The following is a 19598-nucleotide window of genomic DNA, read 5'->3' on the forward strand; positions in this document are numbered from 1 at the left end:
CCATATGGCCAAGAATTTAGTAATTGTAGAGTCACCGGCAAAAGCCAAAACGATCGAAAAGTTTTTAGGAAAGGACTTTAAGGTAGAATCAAGTTTTGGTCATATAGCGGATTTGCCCTCTAAGGAATTGGGCGTCGACGTGGATAATGACTTTGTGCCCAAGTACATTGTGGACGAGGATAAAAAGGCCTTGGTGAAAAAGTTGCGCGACCTTGCCAAAAAAGCGGAAACGATCTGGCTCGCGAGTGATGAAGATCGGGAAGGGGAGGCCATCTCTTGGCATTTGGCGGAAACGTTGGATCTGGACAAGTCCAAAACCAAACGGATCGTATTCAACTCCATTACCAAGGGCGCCATTCAAAAGGCTATTGAAAACCCAAGGGAAATCAACTATAATTTGGTGAACGCACAACAGGCCCGTAGGGTACTGGATCGCTTGGTAGGATACGAGTTGTCGCCCGTGTTATGGAAAAAAATAAAACCGGGACTTTCCGCCGGGCGCGTACAATCGGTAGCGGTTCGGCTGATTGTCGAAAGGGAAAGGGAAATAGATGCGTTTACGCCAAAGGCTTCCTTTAAAATTTCTGCGGAATTTAAAACCGCCTCAGGCAGTACTTTTTCTGCTAAGTTGAATAAGACGTTCGCTTCCAAAACGGAAGCCCAAACTTTTTTGGAACAAAATATAGGGGCCGATTTCTCTGTGGGGGAGTTGGATAAAAAGCCAGCGAAAAAATCGCCCTCGGCACCGTTTACCACCTCCACTCTACAACAAGAGGCATCCCGAAAACTCTATTTCTCCGTAGGGAGAACCATGCAGGTGGCCCAGCGTCTTTACGAAGCGGGACTTATCACCTATATGCGAACCGATAGTGTGAACCTTTCGGGGGAGGCCATCGCTATGGCGAAAGAAGCCATTGTTGACAACTACGGGGAGGAATACAGTCAAGTACGTAACTTTAAGGGAAAATCAAAAGGGGCCCAAGAGGCCCACGAGGCCATACGCCCTACGAATATATTGAACCAATCGCCTTCTTTGGAGCGGGATCAATCAAAGTTGTACGAGTTGATATGGAAACGCGCGATCGCCTCGCAAATGGCCGATGCGCAATTGGAGCGTACCAATGTGAAGATCAAGGCCAATACCCATAACGAATTGTTTTCGGCCAATGGGGAGGTCATCAAGTTCGACGGTTTCTTAAAAGTATATATGGAAAGTTCCGATGAGGAGGATGCGCCCGAGGAGCAGGAGGGCATGTTGCCCGCAATGCAGATCGGCGACGCCCTTTCCAACAAGCACATTACCGCAACGGAACGTTTTTCCCGACCGCCGTATCGGTTTACGGAAGCGTCCTTGGTTAAAAAGTTGGAGGAGCTCGGTATCGGGCGCCCGTCCACATACGCACCTACCATATCTACCATCCAAAATAGGGGCTATGCCGAAAAGGGAACGGTAGAGGGAACCGAACGAAATTATGTACAGCTGCTTTTGGAAAGCGATGCGGTACAGGAAAAAAAGTTGACCGAAATGGTGGGGTCGGACAAAGGGAAGTTGGTGCCTACGGATATCGGAATGATCGTAAACGATTTTCTGGTCAGTAATTTTGCCAACATATTGGACTATAATTTTACGGCCAAGGTAGAGGAGGATTTCGATGAAATCGCCGAGGGTTCGGAAGATTGGAAGAAAATGATGAAAACCTTTTATCAGGATTTTCATCCCAATGTGCTCGACGTTTCCGAAAATGCCGAACGTGCCAGTGGCGAGCGGGTGTTGGGAAAAGATCCCAAAACGGGCAGACAAGTATCGGTACGGTTGGGCCGTTTTGGACCAATGGTACAGATCGGTACCGTAGAAGAAGAGGAGAAACCACAGTTCGCTAGCCTTTTGCCCGAGCAATCATTGAACACCATTACCTATGAGGAGGCAATGGAGCTGTTTACCCTACCACGAAAATTGGGGGTATACAAAGGCGAGGAGGTCGAGGCCAACGTAGGCCGTTTTGGGCCTTATGTTCGCTACGGAAAAAAGTTTGTTTCCCTGGCCAAAGGAGAAAGTGCTTTTGATGTGGATATGGACCGTGCCTTGGAGCTGATCAAGGAAAAGGAAAAGGCCGATGCACCGATCATGTCCTATGAGGAGAAGGACGTTACCAAAGGGAAGGGCCGTTTCGGACCTTTTATCAAATGGGACGGAATGTTTATCAATGTAAACAAGAAGTATGATTTTGATAACCTTTCCAAAGAGGATATCATACAACTGATCGAGGATAAGAAACAGAAAGAGATCGATAAGCTCATTCAAGAGTGGCCCGAAGAGGGCATCCGAATCGAGAAGGCCCGTTGGGGCAGACATAACATCATTAAGGGGAAAATAAAGGTGGAACTGGCCAAAACCGTCGACGCCACTAAAATTTCGTTGGAAGAAGCGCAAGCGCTTATCGAGAAAAAGGCCCCAAAAAAGAAAGCTGCAAAAAAGAAAACGACCAAGCCCAAAGCAAAGAAAAAGTAGGGTAGGCCGCTTTCGCGGAACCCTAAACCATATCACTAAACAACCCCAAAACACGTTTCAATGGCATTTGATTTTTTGGTTCCCGTATCGGAAAAGGTACTCGCGCACAATGCGTTGCTGGCGCCGCAAGCTTTGGGAAACAATATTCAGCTGCACACTCCAAAAAACGGCATCCCCAATCTGGACAATGTCGACGTGGCATTGATCGGCGTTCGGGAATCGCGCAATGCCTTTGAAAAGAAAACGGAAAAACTGGATGTTTCCGGCATTCGATTGCAGTTGTACAAGTTGATGTTGGGCAACTGGAATACGCTTTTGGCCGACATGGGGAACATTGAGGAGGGTGAAACCGTGGCGGATACCTATTTTCTGGTGCGGGAAACCGTGGCGGAACTTTTGAAAAAAAATATAACGCCCATCGTCATCGGCGCTACACAGGATATTACTTATCCCGTTTACCGGGCGTTCGACGGCATTCACGATATGATCAATATCGTATCGGTAGATAGCCGGTTCGATTTTGGAATGGACGACGAGCTGATCAGTTCGCATTCCTATATGAGTAAAATTATTACCGATAAACCCAACAACCTCTTTAATTTTTCAAACATCGGGTATCAAAGTTATTTCAACGCACAGGAAGAGATCGATCTTATGGAGCGTTTGTTTTTTGATGCTTACCGCTTGGGGGAAGTGGCCAACGATATCACCCTGGCGGAACCCGTGTTGCGAAATGCCCATATGGTAAGTGTGGATGCCCGGGCCGTTAGGTCGGGCGAGGTAGGGCATTCCGATAATTTCTCCCCCAACGGTTTTACCGGCCGTGAGATCTGCGCGATCGCCAGATATGCAGGGCTGAGCGAGAACGTTACCGCTTTTGGTATCTATGAAATGGAGAACCAACAGCAGTCCGCCCAATTGGTGGCACAAATACTATGGTATTTTATAGAGGGCCTGAATTTTCGCATGAAAGAGGCCCCGAATACCAACACTTCCGACTTCACAAAGTATACGGTTCCTACCGATACCGAGCAGTTGGTCTTCTATAAAAGTCATCTTACCGAAAGATGGTGGGTAGAAGTCCCCTCAATTTTGTCTTCGCATACTAAAACAAATTCAACGGCGTTATTACCATGCACTGAAAAGGACTATTTGGACGCTTGCGATCAGATCATTCCCGAAAGGTGGTTCAAAGCCTATAAGAAAGGTTTTAACTAATTGATTTTTTTTTAAAGGATAATGTAACTGCATACAATAATTTGCTCAAAACGTAGTTTTAGAGTGTAGAATAAAACCATTGTTTTCGCAGTTAATAACCAGAATCGAAATTTAACCTAAAGTATGAAAAAGCTATTGTTATCATCTATAGCGTTTGTTTTTTTGCTCACTAGTTGTGGGTCCGGAACAAAAGGAGAGCTAGTTGGAGCCCAAGGAAAAAAGTGGTATCCCGAAAAACCTTATGGAATGGAACTGATCCCTAGAGGGTCTTTCATCATGGGTAAGTCCGAGGAGGACCAGGCTAAAGTATTGAACGCCCCTACGAAAACCGTTACGGTACGCTCGTTCTATATGGACGACACTGAAATTACCAATAGCGAATACCGTCAATTTGTGGAGTGGGTGAAAGATTCCATTACACGAACGCGTCTGGCCATGTTGGCAGATGAGTTGGGACTAGGGCCCGATGATGGTGGTATTGGGGAGTATGCGTTCAAAGACGCCGATACGACCAAATCGTCCGCATACCAAAAGTACATGCTCGACAATTATGCGGGAATGGGTGAAACTGGTTTCGAAGGACGGGCATTGAATACTGACGAAGATTTGGTATGGGAGACCAGCGAGTATCCCGACGAGTATTATGTTGAGGTAATGGATTCGTTATATATCCCTGAAGAGGAATCGTATAACGGACAACGTACCATCGACGTTACCAAATTGAAATACAAGTATACATGGATGGATATCGAGGCTGCCGCACGTTCCAAAACAGGCCGAAGAAAAGACTTCATCCGACAGGAAGAACTTGAAATTTATCCCGATACAACGGTTTGGATCCGCGATTTCGAATACTCGTACAACGAGCCCATGCACAACGATTATTTCTGGCATGATGCATACAGCGATTATCCTGTGGTAGGGGTAAACTGGAAGCAGGCAAAAGCCTTCTGTAACTGGAGAACGAAGTTTAAGAACGATGACCAGAAAGATCGTGGCAAGCAGTTCGTAAACAAGTTCCGATTACCGACAGAGGCCGAATGGGAATATGCCGCTAGAGGTGGTATCGAAGGAGGTACCTACCCATGGGGCGGACCTTACGTGATCAGTGATACCGGATGCTTTATGGCAAACTTCAAACCACAGCGTGGAGATTATGCCGCAGATGCCGCACTCTACACGGTAGAAGCCAAGTCCTATGAGCCCAACGATTTTAACTTGTACAACATGGCCGGTAACGTATCGGAATGGACAAATTCAAGCTATGATCCTAGTTCTTACGATTATGTATCTACAATGAACCCCAACGGTGGTGATGGCAGCAATGCCCGTAAAGTAATCCGTGGGGGATCTTGGAAAGATGTTGCTTACTTCTTACAGGTAAGTACCAGGGATTACGAATACTCCGACTCGGCGCGTAGTTATGTAGGTTTCCGTACCGTACAGGACTATATGGGCGAGGAAGATTCAACTAAAGGGAATAACGGATTATAATATATAAATAAAAGTGTTAGGGAGGCACATATGGCAATTAACCGACCGGCACCTTTTCTTAAAATACGAATACACATTTCTAAATACCTAAATACAAACGTTAAACCAAATACTTATTATTAACATTAAACCTAAAATTAAATTTTAAATTATGGCACAGTCAAAATCAACAAAGAAATTATTTAACATGGCCTATGGCCTTGGAGCATCGGTCGTTATTATTGGTGCATTATTCAAGATCCTTCACTGGGAACTTGGACCGCTGAATGGAGGAATACTTCTTGCAATAGGTCTTATTACAGAAGCGCTTATTTTCGCCATTAGTGCATTTGAACCAGTAGACGATGAGTACGATTGGTCTTTGGTATATCCAGAATTGGCCGGTGGAGCTTCCTCAGGTCGTAGCAATGAAGTGGCCGAGATCAAAGAAGCTGAAGCTTCCTTATCCGCTAAATTGGACGAAATGTTAAAAGAAGCCGGTGTAGATGCCAACCTTATGGAAAGCCTTGGATCTAGCATCAAGAACTTCGAAGGTGCTGCAAAGGGTATCGCCCCTACTGTAGACGCTATGGAGTCTACTCGCAAGTATTCTGAAGAAATGGTTCAGGCCGCAGCGCAAATGGAATCATTGAACAGCTTGTACAAAGTTCAATTGGAAAGTGCTAGCAAACAAGCTTCCGTAAACGAGGAAGTAGTTCAAAATGCATCTGCCCTTAAAGATCAAATGGAATCATTGGCCACAAACCTTTCTTCATTGAACGGTGTATACGGTGGAATGCTTTCTGCAATGACAAGAAACTAATTAGTTTTATAGAACCCCAAATCAAATATTAATCAAAACTAATTAGAAAACATGGCAGGAGGAAAACAATCACCACGTCAGAAGATGGTCAACCTAATGTACTTGATCTTCATCGCGATGTTGGCACTGAACATGAGTAAAGAAGTACTCGCCGCTTTCGGGATTATGAACGAAAAGCTAGAGGCTTCCAATACGAAGACCATAGAGAATAACGAAGCATACTTGGCGAATTTAGAGACGAAAGCGTCCGAAGATGCCGCCAAATATGATAAGCTCTATAAGGATGCGCAGAAAATAAAGGCGTTATCCAAAGACTATTACGACTATTTGTCCACCCTTAAAGAAGAGTTGATGAGCAAAACCGAGGATGCACGTGACTATGCCGTCATGGACAAGTCCGACTTTTTGGATCAAAAGTTCTTTCAAGGGGACAACCTTGCCGAAGGAGGTAAGGAGTTTATGAAGCGTATCAACGATTACCGTACCCAAGTGGCCGCTATCGTACCTCAAGGGATCAAAGCTTCCGTAGAGGCACGATTCGAGACCGGCGATGCGAACGGTAAAGTAGAGAAGCGTGACGGAACCAAGCAGGATTGGATCAACTATCACTACGAAGGTTTCCCACAAGTAGCTTCTTTGGCAAAATTGACCGCCCTACAGGCCGATATCCAAGCAACTGAAGAGTCTGCCTTGAAAGCCATGTTGGAAGGGGAATTGAGCAACCAGGTATCGTTGAAGAACTTTGCAACATCCTTATTGGGTAGCAAGTCCGCTTACTATGCCGGTGAAAAGTACGATGGAAAAATCGTGATCAGCAAAACCGATAAGTCTTCGAAGCCCGTTAAGGCCGATTTGACCTTGGACGGTAGAAAACTTTCTGAAGGAACGGATTACCGTTTGGAAGAAGGTGGTGTAAAAATGTTGATCGGAACCGGATCTCCTGGAGACCACTTGGTAAAAGGAATGTTGTATTTTCAGCAAGATGGTGAAGAGATCGAAGTGCCTGTAGAAAATAGCTTTGCCGTAATCAGCAAGCCAAACTCTGCCTTGATCGCCGCCGACAAGATGAACGTTGTTTATCGAGGAGTTGCGAACCCAATGTCGATCTCCATACCAGGTATCCCGAACAACAAAGTGAGCGCTTCTGCTCCGGGACTTAGAAAGGTGAACGGTAGTAAGTACATCATGAACCCAGGAAAAGGTAGAACGGTTAAAATTGTTGCCTCAGGTGTATTGCCCGATGGACAACGTATCTCTACCCCTGCAGAATTCCGTATCAAGGATATTCCTAGACCATCCGGTTCGGTGAGCAAGCAAACAGGTAGCGTTAAGGTGCCACGTAAAAACTTGGAAATCGCCACTATCGGTGCAGCATTGGAAGATTTCGACTTTGATTTGAATTTGAAAGTAAGTGGATTCAAGATCAAAGTACCGGGACAGCCTACCGTAGCCGTTAGCGGTTCACGTTTGGATTCCAGGGCCAAGTCTGCCTTGAAAAGAGCTAAAAGAGGTGATGCCGTTCAGATATTCGATATCAACGCTTACATCACGAACAACAAAAGCTATAAGTTAAAGAAGGTTTCCCCAGTAGTGGTGGAGCTTACAAACTAATACTAATTACAATCCGGGCGGCTACCAGGCCGCTCGGTATTTTTAAACTAACGTAAACATGAATTGGAAGAATGTTTTAGTAATCGGAGCGGTAAGTATGTTACCCATCTCCATGGCGGCACAAGCCAACATCTTGAACGCCAAAAAGCCCGAGGAAATCGGAATGAAAACCGAAGCCCAAAAAGCTTTGGATAACGACGCCCCTTTAGATTACGGCTATGTAGACGATAGGGACGTACTTTGGTCCAAGACCGTATGGGAAACCATCGATTTGGACGAACGTGTCAATTTTCCATTGTATTACCCTACCGACACCATTGATATCGGTGCCGACAGAAGGTCTTTATATGATGTACTGATCAAGAACATCAAAAACGGAAAGTTGCAAGACGTTTATGTAGATTCCTATTTTACCGAAAAAAGGAAGTTTGGCGATCTTTCCGCTACGCTCCGAAAGGTAGATACTACCGATTACGGTTACGAGCAGATCAATGCCGGTGAAGAACTTTCTGCTGAATTCGTTCAGGAAAGAGAGTTGGGCGCTGCAGATATTGAGGAGTATCGTATTAAGGGAATGTGGTATTTTGACAAACGACAAGGGGAGTTGAAATATCGCTTGTTGGGGATTGCCCCAGTAGCTCCCGACGTGAACTTTATCGACGATGAGTCCATGGACTTGGCGGATGCCAAAGTAGAACTCTTTTGGGTATGGTACCCTGGTGCACGGCAAATTTTGCACGACGCCAAGGTGTTCAACCAACGGAATTCGGCACAACCGATCTCTTTTGATATGTTGTTGAACGCAAGAAGGTTCAACGGCGTAATCTACAGAGAGGACAATGTTCACGGTGATAGAAAGGTCAACGACTATATCGCCGACAATGCACTGTTTCAATTATTGGAGGCCAAACGAATTAAGGAGGTCATCCGCGATAGGGAACAGGACATGTGGGCCTATTAAGAGTAGCGTACATTCCAATTCAATAGTATAAAACGTTTTGACCTTTGGTCGGAACGTTTTTTTTATGCTATACGGCGTAGCCGAAAATGGCAAGGCAGTTCAAGTGCCAAGTTCAAGTTCAAGCATCAAGTTCAAGCTCAAGTACGGGTCTTGAATCGGAGTTGACATTAGCGTTTGGGTTTGACATTTGTGTTTGAATTTGAGTGGTCACAGCAATAGTTCAACCTATGCACTTTAGTGCATTTCGCTTTAGCTTCTAAAAAAACCTACTTTTGCTATTATGTCGGAACAAAGGGTAAATGGACATACGGTCTCTCGTCTTTCGGTGCATATAGTCTGGAGTACGAAATACCGATATTCTGTCCTTGTGGGAGATGTGGAAAAGCGTTGCCGTGCGGTCCTGATAGAGATCTGTGACGCGGAAGGGGTCAACATTTTGAAAGGTGTCGTAAGTAAGGACCATGTCCACATGCATTTGGAGTATCGCCCGTCCCAGGATATCAGTACGCTTGTCAAGAAGCTAAAGGGTCGAAGTTCCAGGAAACTTCAAATGGAATTCCCGATACTGAAGAAGAAATATTGGGGCCGGCATTTCTGGGCGATAGGATTCGGCTGTTGGAGCACGGGCAATATAACGGATAAAATGGTGGACGAGTATTTGGAGCATCATCGTAAGTCCGGTAACGATACCGATGCTTTCATACTGGAGTAGTCTTCCGAACAGCTAACTTTAGTTGGATTTAAAAACCTATGGTACTTTAGTCCATAGTGGTTTAGTTTGAACAGGTGTCTCTACAGACGCGACATGACATCCATTTTTTCAATTGGCAGAAAGGTTCCTTTGTCCTTGTTCTTTTTTCTTTCAGCGTAGCGGTCTTTTTTTTAAGTAAATAGTATTTAGTATTAAGTAGTTAGTACCGAGAGGCTTGAATTTGAACTTTCTTCTGGCGCAGCGGTCTTTTTTTCAATGAACAATTAGCAATTATCAATACGCAGTGGCAGTAATTAGTAGTGGGTAAAAAGTGGTTACTGGGTACTCCTCTAATTTTGAATTTGACATTTGCGTTTGAATTTGAATTTGAAAAGGTGTCTCTACAGGCGCGACATGACATCCATTTTTTCAATTGGCAGAAAGGTTCCTTTGTCCTTGTTCTTTTTTCTTTCAGCGTAGCGGTCTTTTTTTTAAGTAAATTGTATTTAGAACAAAGTAGTTAGTACTGAGAGGCTTGAATTTGAACTTTCTTCTGGCGTAGCGGTCTTTTTTTCAATGAACAATAAGCAATTATCAATACGCAGTGGCAGTAATTAGTGGTGGGTAAAAAGTGGTTACTGCGTACTCCTCGAATTTTGAATTTGCGTTTGAATTTGAATTTGCGTTTGAATTTGCGTTTGAATTTGAACTTGACACTTGAACTTGAACTTACCAAAGCCCTCCCGGTTGTCCCCGGAATATCGATTCGTTACCTTTGGCCCATGGTGGATTATTTGGTAGTCGGTTTTGGTTTGGCAGGCGTTTCTTTCTGCGAAACTTTGGCGCAGCAGGGCAAAACGTTCATGGTGGTGAGCGATGCTTCGCAGACGGCCTCTCAGGTCGCAGCGGGCACTTACAATCCGGTAATCCTAAAACGGTTTACAATGGCATGGGACGCAGTGGAACAACTGCGATATGCACTGCCCTTTTACAAAGGATTGGAAACCAAACTGGGCGTGCACCTGAATTATAAAATGCCCGTTTACAGAAGGTTCGCTTCCATAGAAGAACAGAACATGTGGTTCAGGGCGGCAGATCAAGAAGGGTTACAGGCCTTTTTATCCCTGGATTTGAAAACCAATACCAATACTGCGATAGACGCGCCATTTGGGTATGGGGAAGTGCTAAAGACCGGCCGTATCGATTGCCCGGTATTATTGGAAGCCTATCGTCGGCATTTGATCGAAAAAAATGCCTTCTTGTTCCAGCCTTTCGATTTTGATGCCTTTACCATCCACAACGGCCATGTTTCCTATAAAGAGGTGCATGCAAGGAATGTGGTGTTTTGCGAGGGCTATGGACTGCATAAAAACCCGTATTTTAACTATTTACCGTTAACGGGCACCAAAGGGGAATACCTTACTATAAAAGTCCCACTTTTAAAAATAGGGCATGCCATAAAGGCGAGCATCTTTTGCATGCCGCTGCCGACGGCCGATCATTATTTGGTTGGGGCCACCTATAAATGGAAGGACAAGACCAACACGCCTACGGCGGCCGTACGGTCGGAACTACAGGAGAAACTGGAACATTTTTTAAAATGTGATTATGAGGTCGTGGATCATACGGCGGGCATACGCCCTACAGTAGTCGATAGAAGGCCATTGGTGGGCAAACATCCCGTTTATGGACAACTTCATGTGCTAAACGGTTTTGGGTCCCGTGGGGTGTTGGTGGGGCCTACCGCTGCCAAGATATTGTTACGGCATATTGAGGCCGATGAAACCATACCGCAGGAAATGGATATCCAACGCTTTACGAAGAAATACTATCCAGATCTCCTTTAGCGGCCCCGGCGTCGTAGCGCACAAAAACATTGATCCATATGTTTCGGGACAATCGTATGATTACCGGCATAAAAACGACTAGGGTAGCAACGATTGCCAAAAAAGATTTTATAAGGGATGCTCCCATAAAAAGGTTACTGATAACAAAGGCAGCCACGGCAAAAGCAATGCCCACACCATAACTGACATACATGGATCCATAGAAAAAAGAGGGTTCCATTTTATACTTTAAGCCACAACTGCTGCAGCGTTCGTACATTTTAAAAAGATGGTTGGGCCGGTACGGATTTTTGGATTCATACATGCTTTCTTTATGGCATCTTGGACAAGTTCCTGTTAAAATACTATAGATTTTGTATCCTTTTTTTAACATTTGCAGCATCTTTGTACAAAGGTACTGAACCTTGTGATTTTAATCGGTTATCAAGGTTATATTACCAACGATTTAACAAGGTGGTTCAGACCGCTTCAACAAGTAAAAAAATGTGTGGTATAATGCTACCGCGCAAGTCCCGATAAAATAACCAAGGCGCTATGCTCAATATTCATAATCTTTCCGTGTCCTTTGGCGGGGAATATCTTTTCGAATCCATTTCATTTCGTTTGAATGCCGGTGACCGCGTTGGATTGATCGGAAAAAACGGTGCCGGAAAATCAACGATGCTAAAGTTGTTGTCAAAAGACATGCCCTTGGATTCAGGTACTATTGCCATTGAAAAGGGCATTAGGATCGGTTTTCTGCGACAAGACATCGATTTTGAGCAGGGCCGTTCGGTATTGGAAGAGGCCTATCAGGCATTCACCGAAATTAAAAAGTTGGAGGTACAGCTCGAATACATCAATCAACAACTTGCCGAGCGTACCGATTATGAAAGTGAAGGCTACAACCAATTGATGGTAGACCTGAACGACGTATCGCACCATTATGAGATTTTAGGGGGGTACAACTATCAGGGCGACACGGAAAAAATTCTCTTGGGCCTGGGATTCAAGCGCACTGATTTCGATAAGAAAACGGATACCTTTTCCGGTGGATGGCGCATGCGTATCGAATTGGCAAAGCTGCTATTGCAACGTAACGACGTATTGCTGCTCGATGAGCCCACCAACCACTTGGATATTGAATCGATCATTTGGCTGGAGCAGTTTCTTAACAACTACGCGGGAGCGGTCATGATCGTATCGCACGATAAAATGTTCTTGGATCAGGTGACCAATAGGACCATAGAGATATCCCTGGGCCGTATATACGATTACAAAAAGCCCTATTCCAAGTTTTTGGAACTGCGGGCCGAGATAAAGGAACAGCAATTGAACGCCCAAAAGAACCAGGAAAAGGAAATCCAACAGGCCGAGAGGCTGATAGAACGGTTCAAGGCAAAAAGCACAAAGGCCTCCATGGCACAGTCCCTTATGAAAAAGCTGGACCGAATGGAACGTATAGAAGTGGACGGGGACGACAATGCCGTAATGAACCTGCGTTTTCCCATTTCAGTTACCCCCGGAAAAATCATCGCCGAAATGGAGGGGCTTACAAAACGATATGGCGATAATTTGGTGCTGAGCGACATTGAGCTATTGCTGGAAAGGGATAGCAAAACCGCTTTTGTAGGGCAAAATGGGCAAGGCAAATCTACCTTGGCAAAAATTATGGTGGGGGAGCTGGCACACGAAGGAAAGGTAAAATTGGGCCATAACGTGCAAATTGGATATTTCGCGCAGAACCAGGCCGAGTATCTCGATGGGAACAAAACCATTTTGGATACCATGATCGATGCCGCGAACGAAAAAAATAGGAGCAAGGTGCGGGATATACTCGGTTCTTTCCTGTTTCGGGGCGATGAGGTGGAGAAGTATGTGAAAGTGCTTTCGGGGGGCGAACGCAACAGACTGGCCTTGGCCAAAATGTTGTTACAGCCTTTTAACGTTTTGGTGATGGACGAACCGACCAACCACCTCGATATCCAATCGAAAAATGTATTGAAGCAAGCACTTCAAAACTTTGAAGGTACGTTGATACTCGTTTCGCACGACCGTGATTTTTTACAAGGGCTTACCAATAAAGTGTACGAATTTAAGGAGCGTAAAATAAGGGAGTACCTAGGAGATATCGATTTCTATTTGGAACAGCGGAGCGCAGAAAACTTTAGGGCCATAGAAAAGAACACCAGCGTAAAACAAAAGGAGGTTTCCGAGAAAAAGACCAAAAGCAGTTTCAAGGACCAAAAGCGTATAAAATCCCTAAAAAACCAACTCAGTTCCGTAGAGGCCAAGATTTCGGCATTGGAAAAAACGATCGCTACGATCGATCATGAGTTGTTGATGAATTATGATAAGACCATTTCCGAACCGAATTTTTTTGAAACCTATCAGGAAAAGAAAAAGGAGTTGGAGCGCTTAATGGAGCGCTGGGAAAAGCTATCTTCCGAGATGGAAACCATCGATGAATGACACGATGTGAGCCCCCTAAAAACGGCTCACCACAGAAAAAAGAACTTTCACAACAAAAACGGACCGTTCATCGATAAATTTTGCGGTACGACCGGATTTTAACGTTATTTGTAAGGCAATTCTTTCTATAATGAATAGCACGCCCAAATCAAAACAAACACCATTACCTATGAAACGAAACATATGCTTATTACTTCTGGTATTGATTGGACAGAGCGTAATCGCGCAGGTTTCCAAAAAAGAGAAAAAAGCGTTACTTGCCTTTTATAATGCCACCAACGGTAACCACTGGGTGAATAAATGGGATCTTAAGGCACCCGTATCCAAATGGTACGGTGTAAAAGTGGTCGACGATCATGTGGTCGAACTCAATCTGTTCCGGAATAACTTACAAGGAGCCCTCCCCGACAGTCTGGACGAACTCAAACATCTTAAGGTGTTAAACCTTGCCTTTAACAATATTACCGGTGCCATTCCCGATGCGCTCACTAGTTTGCAGGACCTGAAGGTGCTAAAATTGGAAATGAACCGTATTAAGGGAGCTATTCCCAGTGACTTGGGCGGCCTGGCCAGTTTGGAAGAGTTTACCGCGTTCAACAATTTTATATCGGGTTCCATTCCCGAAAGTGTGGGGGACATTGCCAGTTTAAAAGTATTGAATCTCTCCAGCAACAACCTTGGGGGCGACATCCCAAACTCATTGGGCAGTTTGGATAATTTGGAAAGTCTTGGACTTTTTGAAAACGGATTGGAAGGGGCGATTCCCGGTGAGATCGGTGGCCTTGCGAATTTAAAGGAACTGGTTTTGGCCAATAACAAACTGGGAGGCGATATCCCCAAAGAGTTTGGCCAGTTGGCCAGTTTGCGGGTATTGCAAATACAAAACAACAAATTCGATTCCTTTAAAAATTTAGAATATCTAAATACGGAAGGAATGTTGGTTCTCGATTTTGATAAAGGAAACGAAACTTTGGATTTTAAAGATGTTGATTTCAGTAAAACCCGAATGGCGGAAACAAAATTCGAGGATGAGGTTGATGATGATAATAAGTAATTCTTTATTTATAGTTAGTTAGTTTGGTTAAAAAGGGATGTTATGATCGGCATCCCTTTTTTTATTTTTCGAGTTTAAACGTAACGTAGGATATCGAAAGACAGGGGGAATGCTATACATATGATACCGTTATAGTATAACGTAACGCGCCATCATTCCACTATTGTTATCTTTCCGCCGAATACCTTATCGCGCTCCACATCCTTAGGGTCGCCATAAATATAGATATACCCGCCCGCACGTACTTTTGCGGTAACCTTGTCCGAAGCCTTTACGTCTGCCCGGCCACCTGCGTTCACCGTTACCCGTGTGGTTTTTGTGTTCAAGTTTTTATTTCTGACCTTGCCCCCGGTATTCACCATTACCTCCTGTTGCGTAGCCATACCGGTCAATTCGATGCCACCTCCTGAAATGGATTTGGTATAGAGGTCGTCCACGGCAAGTTCCAGTTCAATTTGCCCGCCTTCCTGGGCCTTGATCTCTACCCGTTTGCCCTTAAAGGTCTCGTCCGATAGTATCTTGGCGTTTTCATTGGCATCTACCAAAACGAGCGGTTCGCTATAATATAAAGTTGCCAGCGCTTCGTTGCCGTCCAAAAAGTTGTCGAACTCCATTTTTATCTTCAGTACACCGCCTTTGTTGGATATATTGATCTCGTCCTGATCGTCGCCGGTGATGACAAGTTTGTTTTCGTCGCTTTTTACCAATTTCACGATGATCCTATCATAAGCTTTCAGCTCCGTAAACGCTTCAAGCGTTTTTGTCTTGGACCGTTGTGCGAAAACGGACAGGGTACAAAATAGGAATAGGGTAAGCGTGCCGATCAACTTCATAATTTCATTTTTTAAGGTGGAAGGGTCAAAACGCCCTATTGTTAAAGTGCCTTGGAACGTTGCCGGCCTAGCTTCCGTTTTTTTAACGCGTGACCATGCGTTCCATTACCGAAGTAGGGGCGGTCCAAAACGTTGGAACGGGAAGCCTAAATTTCAATATCGAACAAGAAGTTTTTCCATTGTGGCGTTGCCGTTCCCGGTACTACCTCAAATGTACTATTTTTTACGATATTCCGGTTTTGATGAATCCCGCTTTTGGGCGCGTATGAGGAGGATAGTACAAAGTGGTAACGGTAACAGTCTTCGCCTGATAAAATCCGATTTGTTTTTGATCTTAAACACTTCCGTTTATCTTTACGCTTTCATTAATTTCCGCACGTAGTCAGCGGTAACGAAAAAGCGGGGCAGGTCCGCAAGGATGCATTTACGCCTCGTTATCATTTTTTTGATGAAAAAAAGGCGAACCTGCACTTTTCCGTTTCCGCTATTTCGCGACTGATAAGAGGCTTGAGTAACAAAAAACGATAGGACACACTATGAAATTAATACGATTTGGAGTGATTGGGGAAGAAAGGCCCGGGGTACAACTGGAAAACGGTACCCGAATTGATGTAACCGCTTTTGGCGAAGATTTTACGGAAGCCTTTTTCGGTGGCGATGGTCCGGCCCGCTTAAAGGCATGGTTGAGTTCCAGCGCGGCTGGTTGTCCTGTCGTACCTGGAACGACGCGATTGGGCGCCCCTTTGTGCAGGCCTTCAAAAATTGTATGCATCGGTCTCAATTATGCAAAGCACGCCAAAGAAGCGGGAATGGAAATCCCAAAGGAACCGCTGTTATTTTTTAAGGCCACTTCGGCCATAGTAGGGCCAAATGACGATGTTGTTATTCCAAAGGGCAGTACCAAAACGGATTGGGAGGTAGAGCTGGCCATCGTGATCGGTAAAAAAGCGTCGTATGTAAGCAAGGAAAACGCAATGGACCATGTGGCGGGATATGTACTGCATAACGACTATAGCGAACGGGAATACCAAATAGAACGCAGTGGACAATGGGTAAAGGGAAAAAGTTGCGACACTTTTGCACCTTTGGGACCGTTTATCGCTACGCCGGATGAAATAGAAGACCCGCACGACCTAAATTTATGGCTAAAGGTGAACGGCGAAACATTACAGCATAGCAACACTTCCGATTTTGTTTTCGATATTCCTACCGCCATCAGTTATATCAGTTCGTTCATGACCTTGTTGCCGGGTGATGTTATTTCGACAGGAACGCCCTTTGGGGTGGGACTCGGCTTCGATCCCCCTCGTTTCTTACGTGCCGGTGATGTGGTAGAGCTTGGAGTGGACGGTTTGGGCAGTTCCAAACAAAAAGCAAGGGCATATTCGGAATAGGGATGCGATGCGGTGGGTCGTGATTTTGGAGTACAATCGGCTATAAACGCGCAAAGGAAGACTCTTTTTTTGGTGCAAAGCGGACGATGAACCAAGTACCCTTATCGGTAGTATAGGTAATGGAGCCGCGTAGTTGCCGAATCAGTATTTTTACCAAACGGAGCCCGTAGGACTTGTCGAAACAGGTATCGGTAAGGTTCATCCCCTTTCCGTTATCTCGGACGCTTATTTTATGTGCTCCGTTCTCCGCTTTAAAACGAACGGTGAGCATCCCCTTCTTTTGGTCGTTAAAGGCGTGTTTAAATGCGTTATGTACCAATTCGTTGACCACGATGCCTACCGGTACCGTGGTATCGAGATTAAAAACGGTATCCGTAGCGTAAATTTCATAACGAATGTCCTTATTGGAAAAGTCGAACGATTGGTATACCGCGGAAACCAATTCTTTCAAATACTCGTTAAAGGGTACGTTTTTGATCCGGTTGCTCTTGTACAACACTTCGTGCACCAAGGCCATGGAGGCGATTCTATTATGGCTTCGTGCCACAAAATCGTCCAATTGCTCGCTTTCGTGGGTATTGGCCTGTAGGTTCAATAAACTGCTTACCAATTGGAGGTTGTTTTTGACCCGATGGTGTATTTCTTTCAACAGTACGTCCTTCTCGTCCAAAGCTTTTTTTAGGGCGATGCTTTTTTCCGATAGGTCCTCGTTCTTATGCTGTATTTCGGCGTTTTTTTTCTCCAGCAACCGATTGTTTCGTTGTTTGGTCCGAAAAAGAAAAAACACCGCCGTGATGATCAAAAGGGAAATACCCGATACACTCCATGAGATTAGGTTTTCATAGCGTTGTCCTTTTATTTTTAGTTTTTGCGCATTGTTGGCACTATTTAGTTTTTCAATTTCTTTTTCCTTTTCCAAGGTTCGGTACTTTACCTGTAACCGATCAATGTTTTGGTTCACGTTTTCCTCTTTTATGGAATCGGCTATTTTAATCGACAGTTTGTAGTGCATTAAGGCTTCTAAAGGTTTGCCCTGAATGGAATCGAGCTCTGAAAGAAGCTCGTAAATATAGGGTTGTTCCAGTATTACCTTGTGTTTTTTGGACAGTTCCAACGCCTTAAGGGCATTGATACGGGCCTTTTCAAAATCGTTAAGCCTGATATAGGCAATGGATAAGTTTTGAAGCGTAAATACATACTTTCCATGGTTCTCTTTTTTTTCATGAAATGCCAAAGCATTGTAATTGTACATGATGGCCTTATCAAAATCTCCGGTTTCGGCGTATATGGCCGCTAGGGTTTCGAAGGATTGTACAATGTAAAAATCGATCTTCATTTGCTTGGCAAAATCCAACGACGCCAGTGCATACTTCAAGGATTTTGGTTCATCTTCTAAATAAAAGTAACAACCACTAAGGTTTTGCGTGCACAAATAATTTTGAAGCGGAGCTTTTGTCCGGTTGGCGTAGACCAGTGCTTTGTCCAAACTTTCAATAGCCTTGTTAATACGGTTCATTTTTAAAAAGATGGCCCCGATACTATTATAGGTATTGCAAAGCGCATAGATGTTGTTTGATTTTTCAAAGTATTGCAGCGCCTGTATGTAGTATTCCAATGCGGCATCCAATTGATTGTTCCATCGTTGTAGCCACCCATAGGTGCGATAGTATTTGCCCAAGGCATCAAAATTGTTTTGATCGACCTTCGGTAGTAATTTGGTAGCTTTTTTAAAGTAAAACTCGGCCGAATCGCTTTTTTTAAGAGAAAGCATGGTGGTTCCCATAAATTGATAGGATTGAAAAAGAATGTCGGGGTCTTTTAAGGACCGCGCGATGCCGAGCATACTGCGACCGAATTTGGCGGACTTTTCAAACTCCCGGCGAACGCCAAGGTATCGCGCGTGTTCGGATAGTACTCTATGTGCCTTTTCGGTGTTCAGGGAATCCGCCAACAGGTCGTAGGACTTGTTGAGGTAAATGATGGCAGAATCGTTCTGTATGTTATTGTAGGCCTTGGCTATGATCATAAAGGCCGAAAAGGAATCTATCTTTTTGGTGGAAACCTTGTCCAACTGTTCCCGTATCAATGCTGCGGTCATTTCGTTCGTTTGCGAAATACCGGTTTTGGGTAGGCAAAACAATACGATAGCGATCAGTTTGATAATAAGGTATTGCTTTCTCATAAACGGTGAAACTCGTTTTTGGCCGCTTGCCTTCATATTCGGCAGGTGTACTGCTACTTTCCATGGAAAGTTAAGCCACTTTCGCGGAATAAGATACTGTAAGTCAAAGTTATCAAATTGTCCAAAAGTGATCAAGATGGTCAATTTGTGTGATTCCTTTGGGGGAAAGGTACAACGTCTAAGGATGTATTGGGATGTTGTTGGTGGTAAACTATTGTTTTCGACGATGCTATTGGGTTTGAATCAGGTCGTGTCCGGAACGGGCCTGTTGGTTCTACTCCAAGTGGCGAAAAGCGAAAGGCTTTCCGACGTTCCATAAAACAAAAAATCCATCACTACCGTGATGGACTTTCCGCTTTAAGTGATCGCGACAGGATTCGAACCTGTGACCGTCTGCTTAGAAGGCAGATGCTCTATCCAGCTGAGCTACGCGACCATTTTTTTAAATGAGCGGCGAAGTTACTAAAAATAATGGATTTTAAAGTAAAGGATAGGGCTATAAAATAAGTGGGTCATTAAAAATTTCTTTTTCTGTAAAGTTTAAATTTTGC

General features: G+C 44.4%; 14 protein-coding genes and 1 tRNA gene. 11 read left to right on the forward strand and 4 right to left on the reverse strand.

Translation table 11 applies throughout. The features are described from left to right. Window positions 1-4 precede the first annotated feature (4 nt). The 8 genes from topA (at window position 5) to ACRD7P_RS05480 (ending at window position 11133) form a co-directional block, all read left to right on the forward strand. Window positions 5-2509 carry a type I DNA topoisomerase gene (topA, locus tag ACRD7P_RS05445; protein ID WP_430906503.1) on the forward strand — a complete coding sequence of 835 codons (2505 nt, stop codon included), beginning with the start codon at window positions 5-7 and terminating at the stop codon, window positions 2507-2509. A gap of 60 nt (window positions 2510-2569) precedes the next feature. Continuing rightward, window positions 2570-3727 (forward strand): formimidoylglutamase, encoded by a 1158-nt coding sequence (locus ACRD7P_RS05450; protein ID WP_430906504.1) that lies wholly within the window; start codon window positions 2570-2572, stop codon window positions 3725-3727. Window positions 3728-3850: 123 nt separating this feature from the next. After that, on the forward strand, window positions 3851-5221 hold the full coding sequence (gene gldK, locus ACRD7P_RS05455; protein ID WP_430906505.1) for a gliding motility lipoprotein GldK: 1371 nt from the start codon (window positions 3851-3853) through the stop codon (window positions 5219-5221). Window positions 5222-5372: 151 nt separating this feature from the next. Next, window positions 5373-6023 carry a gliding motility protein GldL gene (gldL, locus tag ACRD7P_RS05460; RefSeq protein WP_430906506.1) on the forward strand — a complete coding sequence of 217 codons (651 nt, stop codon included), beginning with the start codon at window positions 5373-5375 and terminating at the stop codon, window positions 6021-6023. 51 nt (window positions 6024-6074) lie between these two features. Next, the gene (gene gldM / locus ACRD7P_RS05465) at window positions 6075-7634 is read left to right on the forward strand and encodes a gliding motility protein GldM (protein WP_430906507.1); all 1560 of its coding nucleotides are present in this window, start codon (window positions 6075-6077) and stop codon (window positions 7632-7634) included. A 58-nt stretch (window positions 7635-7692) separates the two neighbouring features. Next, on the forward strand, window positions 7693-8595 hold the full coding sequence (gene gldN, locus ACRD7P_RS05470; protein WP_430906508.1) for a gliding motility protein GldN: 903 nt from the start codon (window positions 7693-7695) through the stop codon (window positions 8593-8595). Window positions 8596-8875: 280 nt separating this feature from the next. Further along, window positions 8876-9307, forward strand: a complete 432-nt coding sequence (tnpA, locus tag ACRD7P_RS05475; protein ID WP_430906509.1) for an IS200/IS605 family transposase — start codon at window positions 8876-8878, stop codon at window positions 9305-9307. A gap of 683 nt (window positions 9308-9990) precedes the next feature. Then, window positions 9991-11133 (forward strand): NAD(P)/FAD-dependent oxidoreductase, encoded by a 1143-nt coding sequence (locus tag ACRD7P_RS05480; RefSeq protein ID WP_430906510.1) that lies wholly within the window; start codon window positions 9991-9993, stop codon window positions 11131-11133. Here ACRD7P_RS05480 and ACRD7P_RS05485 read toward each other — a convergent pair. Beyond that, a complete protein-coding gene (locus tag ACRD7P_RS05485; RefSeq protein WP_430906511.1) occupies window positions 11102-11506 on the reverse strand; it encodes a DUF983 domain-containing protein in 405 nt (134 codons plus the stop codon). The two genes, ACRD7P_RS05480 and ACRD7P_RS05485, sit on opposite strands and share 32 nt — an antisense overlap. 161 nt (window positions 11507-11667) lie before the next feature. On the opposite strand from ACRD7P_RS05485, the gene ACRD7P_RS05490 reads away from it, so the two are divergent. Further along, a complete protein-coding gene (locus ACRD7P_RS05490; RefSeq protein WP_430906512.1) occupies window positions 11668-13584 on the forward strand; it encodes an ABC-F family ATP-binding cassette domain-containing protein in 1917 nt (638 codons plus the stop codon). 169 nt (window positions 13585-13753) lie between these two features. Then, the gene (locus ACRD7P_RS05495; RefSeq protein WP_430906513.1) at window positions 13754-14638 is read left to right on the forward strand and encodes a leucine-rich repeat domain-containing protein; all 885 of its coding nucleotides are present in this window, start codon (window positions 13754-13756) and stop codon (window positions 14636-14638) included. A gap of 152 nt (window positions 14639-14790) precedes the next feature. Here the strand turns inward: ACRD7P_RS05495 and ACRD7P_RS05500 are convergent, their stop codons facing one another. Then, window positions 14791-15471 (reverse strand): head GIN domain-containing protein, encoded by a 681-nt coding sequence (locus ACRD7P_RS05500; protein WP_430906514.1) that lies wholly within the window; start codon window positions 15469-15471, stop codon window positions 14791-14793. Between the two features lie 536 nt (window positions 15472-16007). On the opposite strand from ACRD7P_RS05500, the gene ACRD7P_RS05505 reads away from it, so the two are divergent. Next, window positions 16008-16865 carry a fumarylacetoacetate hydrolase family protein gene (locus ACRD7P_RS05505; protein WP_430906515.1) on the forward strand — a complete coding sequence of 286 codons (858 nt, stop codon included), beginning with the start codon at window positions 16008-16010 and terminating at the stop codon, window positions 16863-16865. A 40-nt stretch (window positions 16866-16905) separates the two neighbouring features. Here the strand turns inward: ACRD7P_RS05505 and ACRD7P_RS05510 are convergent, their stop codons facing one another. Together ACRD7P_RS05510 and ACRD7P_RS05515 are read right to left on the reverse strand one after the other, a co-directional pair. Beyond that, the gene (locus tag ACRD7P_RS05510; RefSeq protein ID WP_430906516.1) at window positions 16906-19047 is read right to left on the reverse strand and encodes a histidine kinase dimerization/phosphoacceptor domain -containing protein; all 2142 of its coding nucleotides are present in this window, start codon (window positions 19045-19047) and stop codon (window positions 16906-16908) included. A gap of 362 nt (window positions 19048-19409) precedes the next feature. Further along, a tRNA-Arg gene (locus ACRD7P_RS05515) sits at window positions 19410-19483 on the reverse strand. Window positions 19484-19598 lie beyond the last annotated feature (115 nt).

This window comes from Maribacter sp. 2-571, from assembly GCF_050589625.1.
In the GTDB taxonomy this organism is placed as follows: Bacteria; Bacteroidota; Bacteroidia; order Flavobacteriales; family Flavobacteriaceae; genus Pelagihabitans.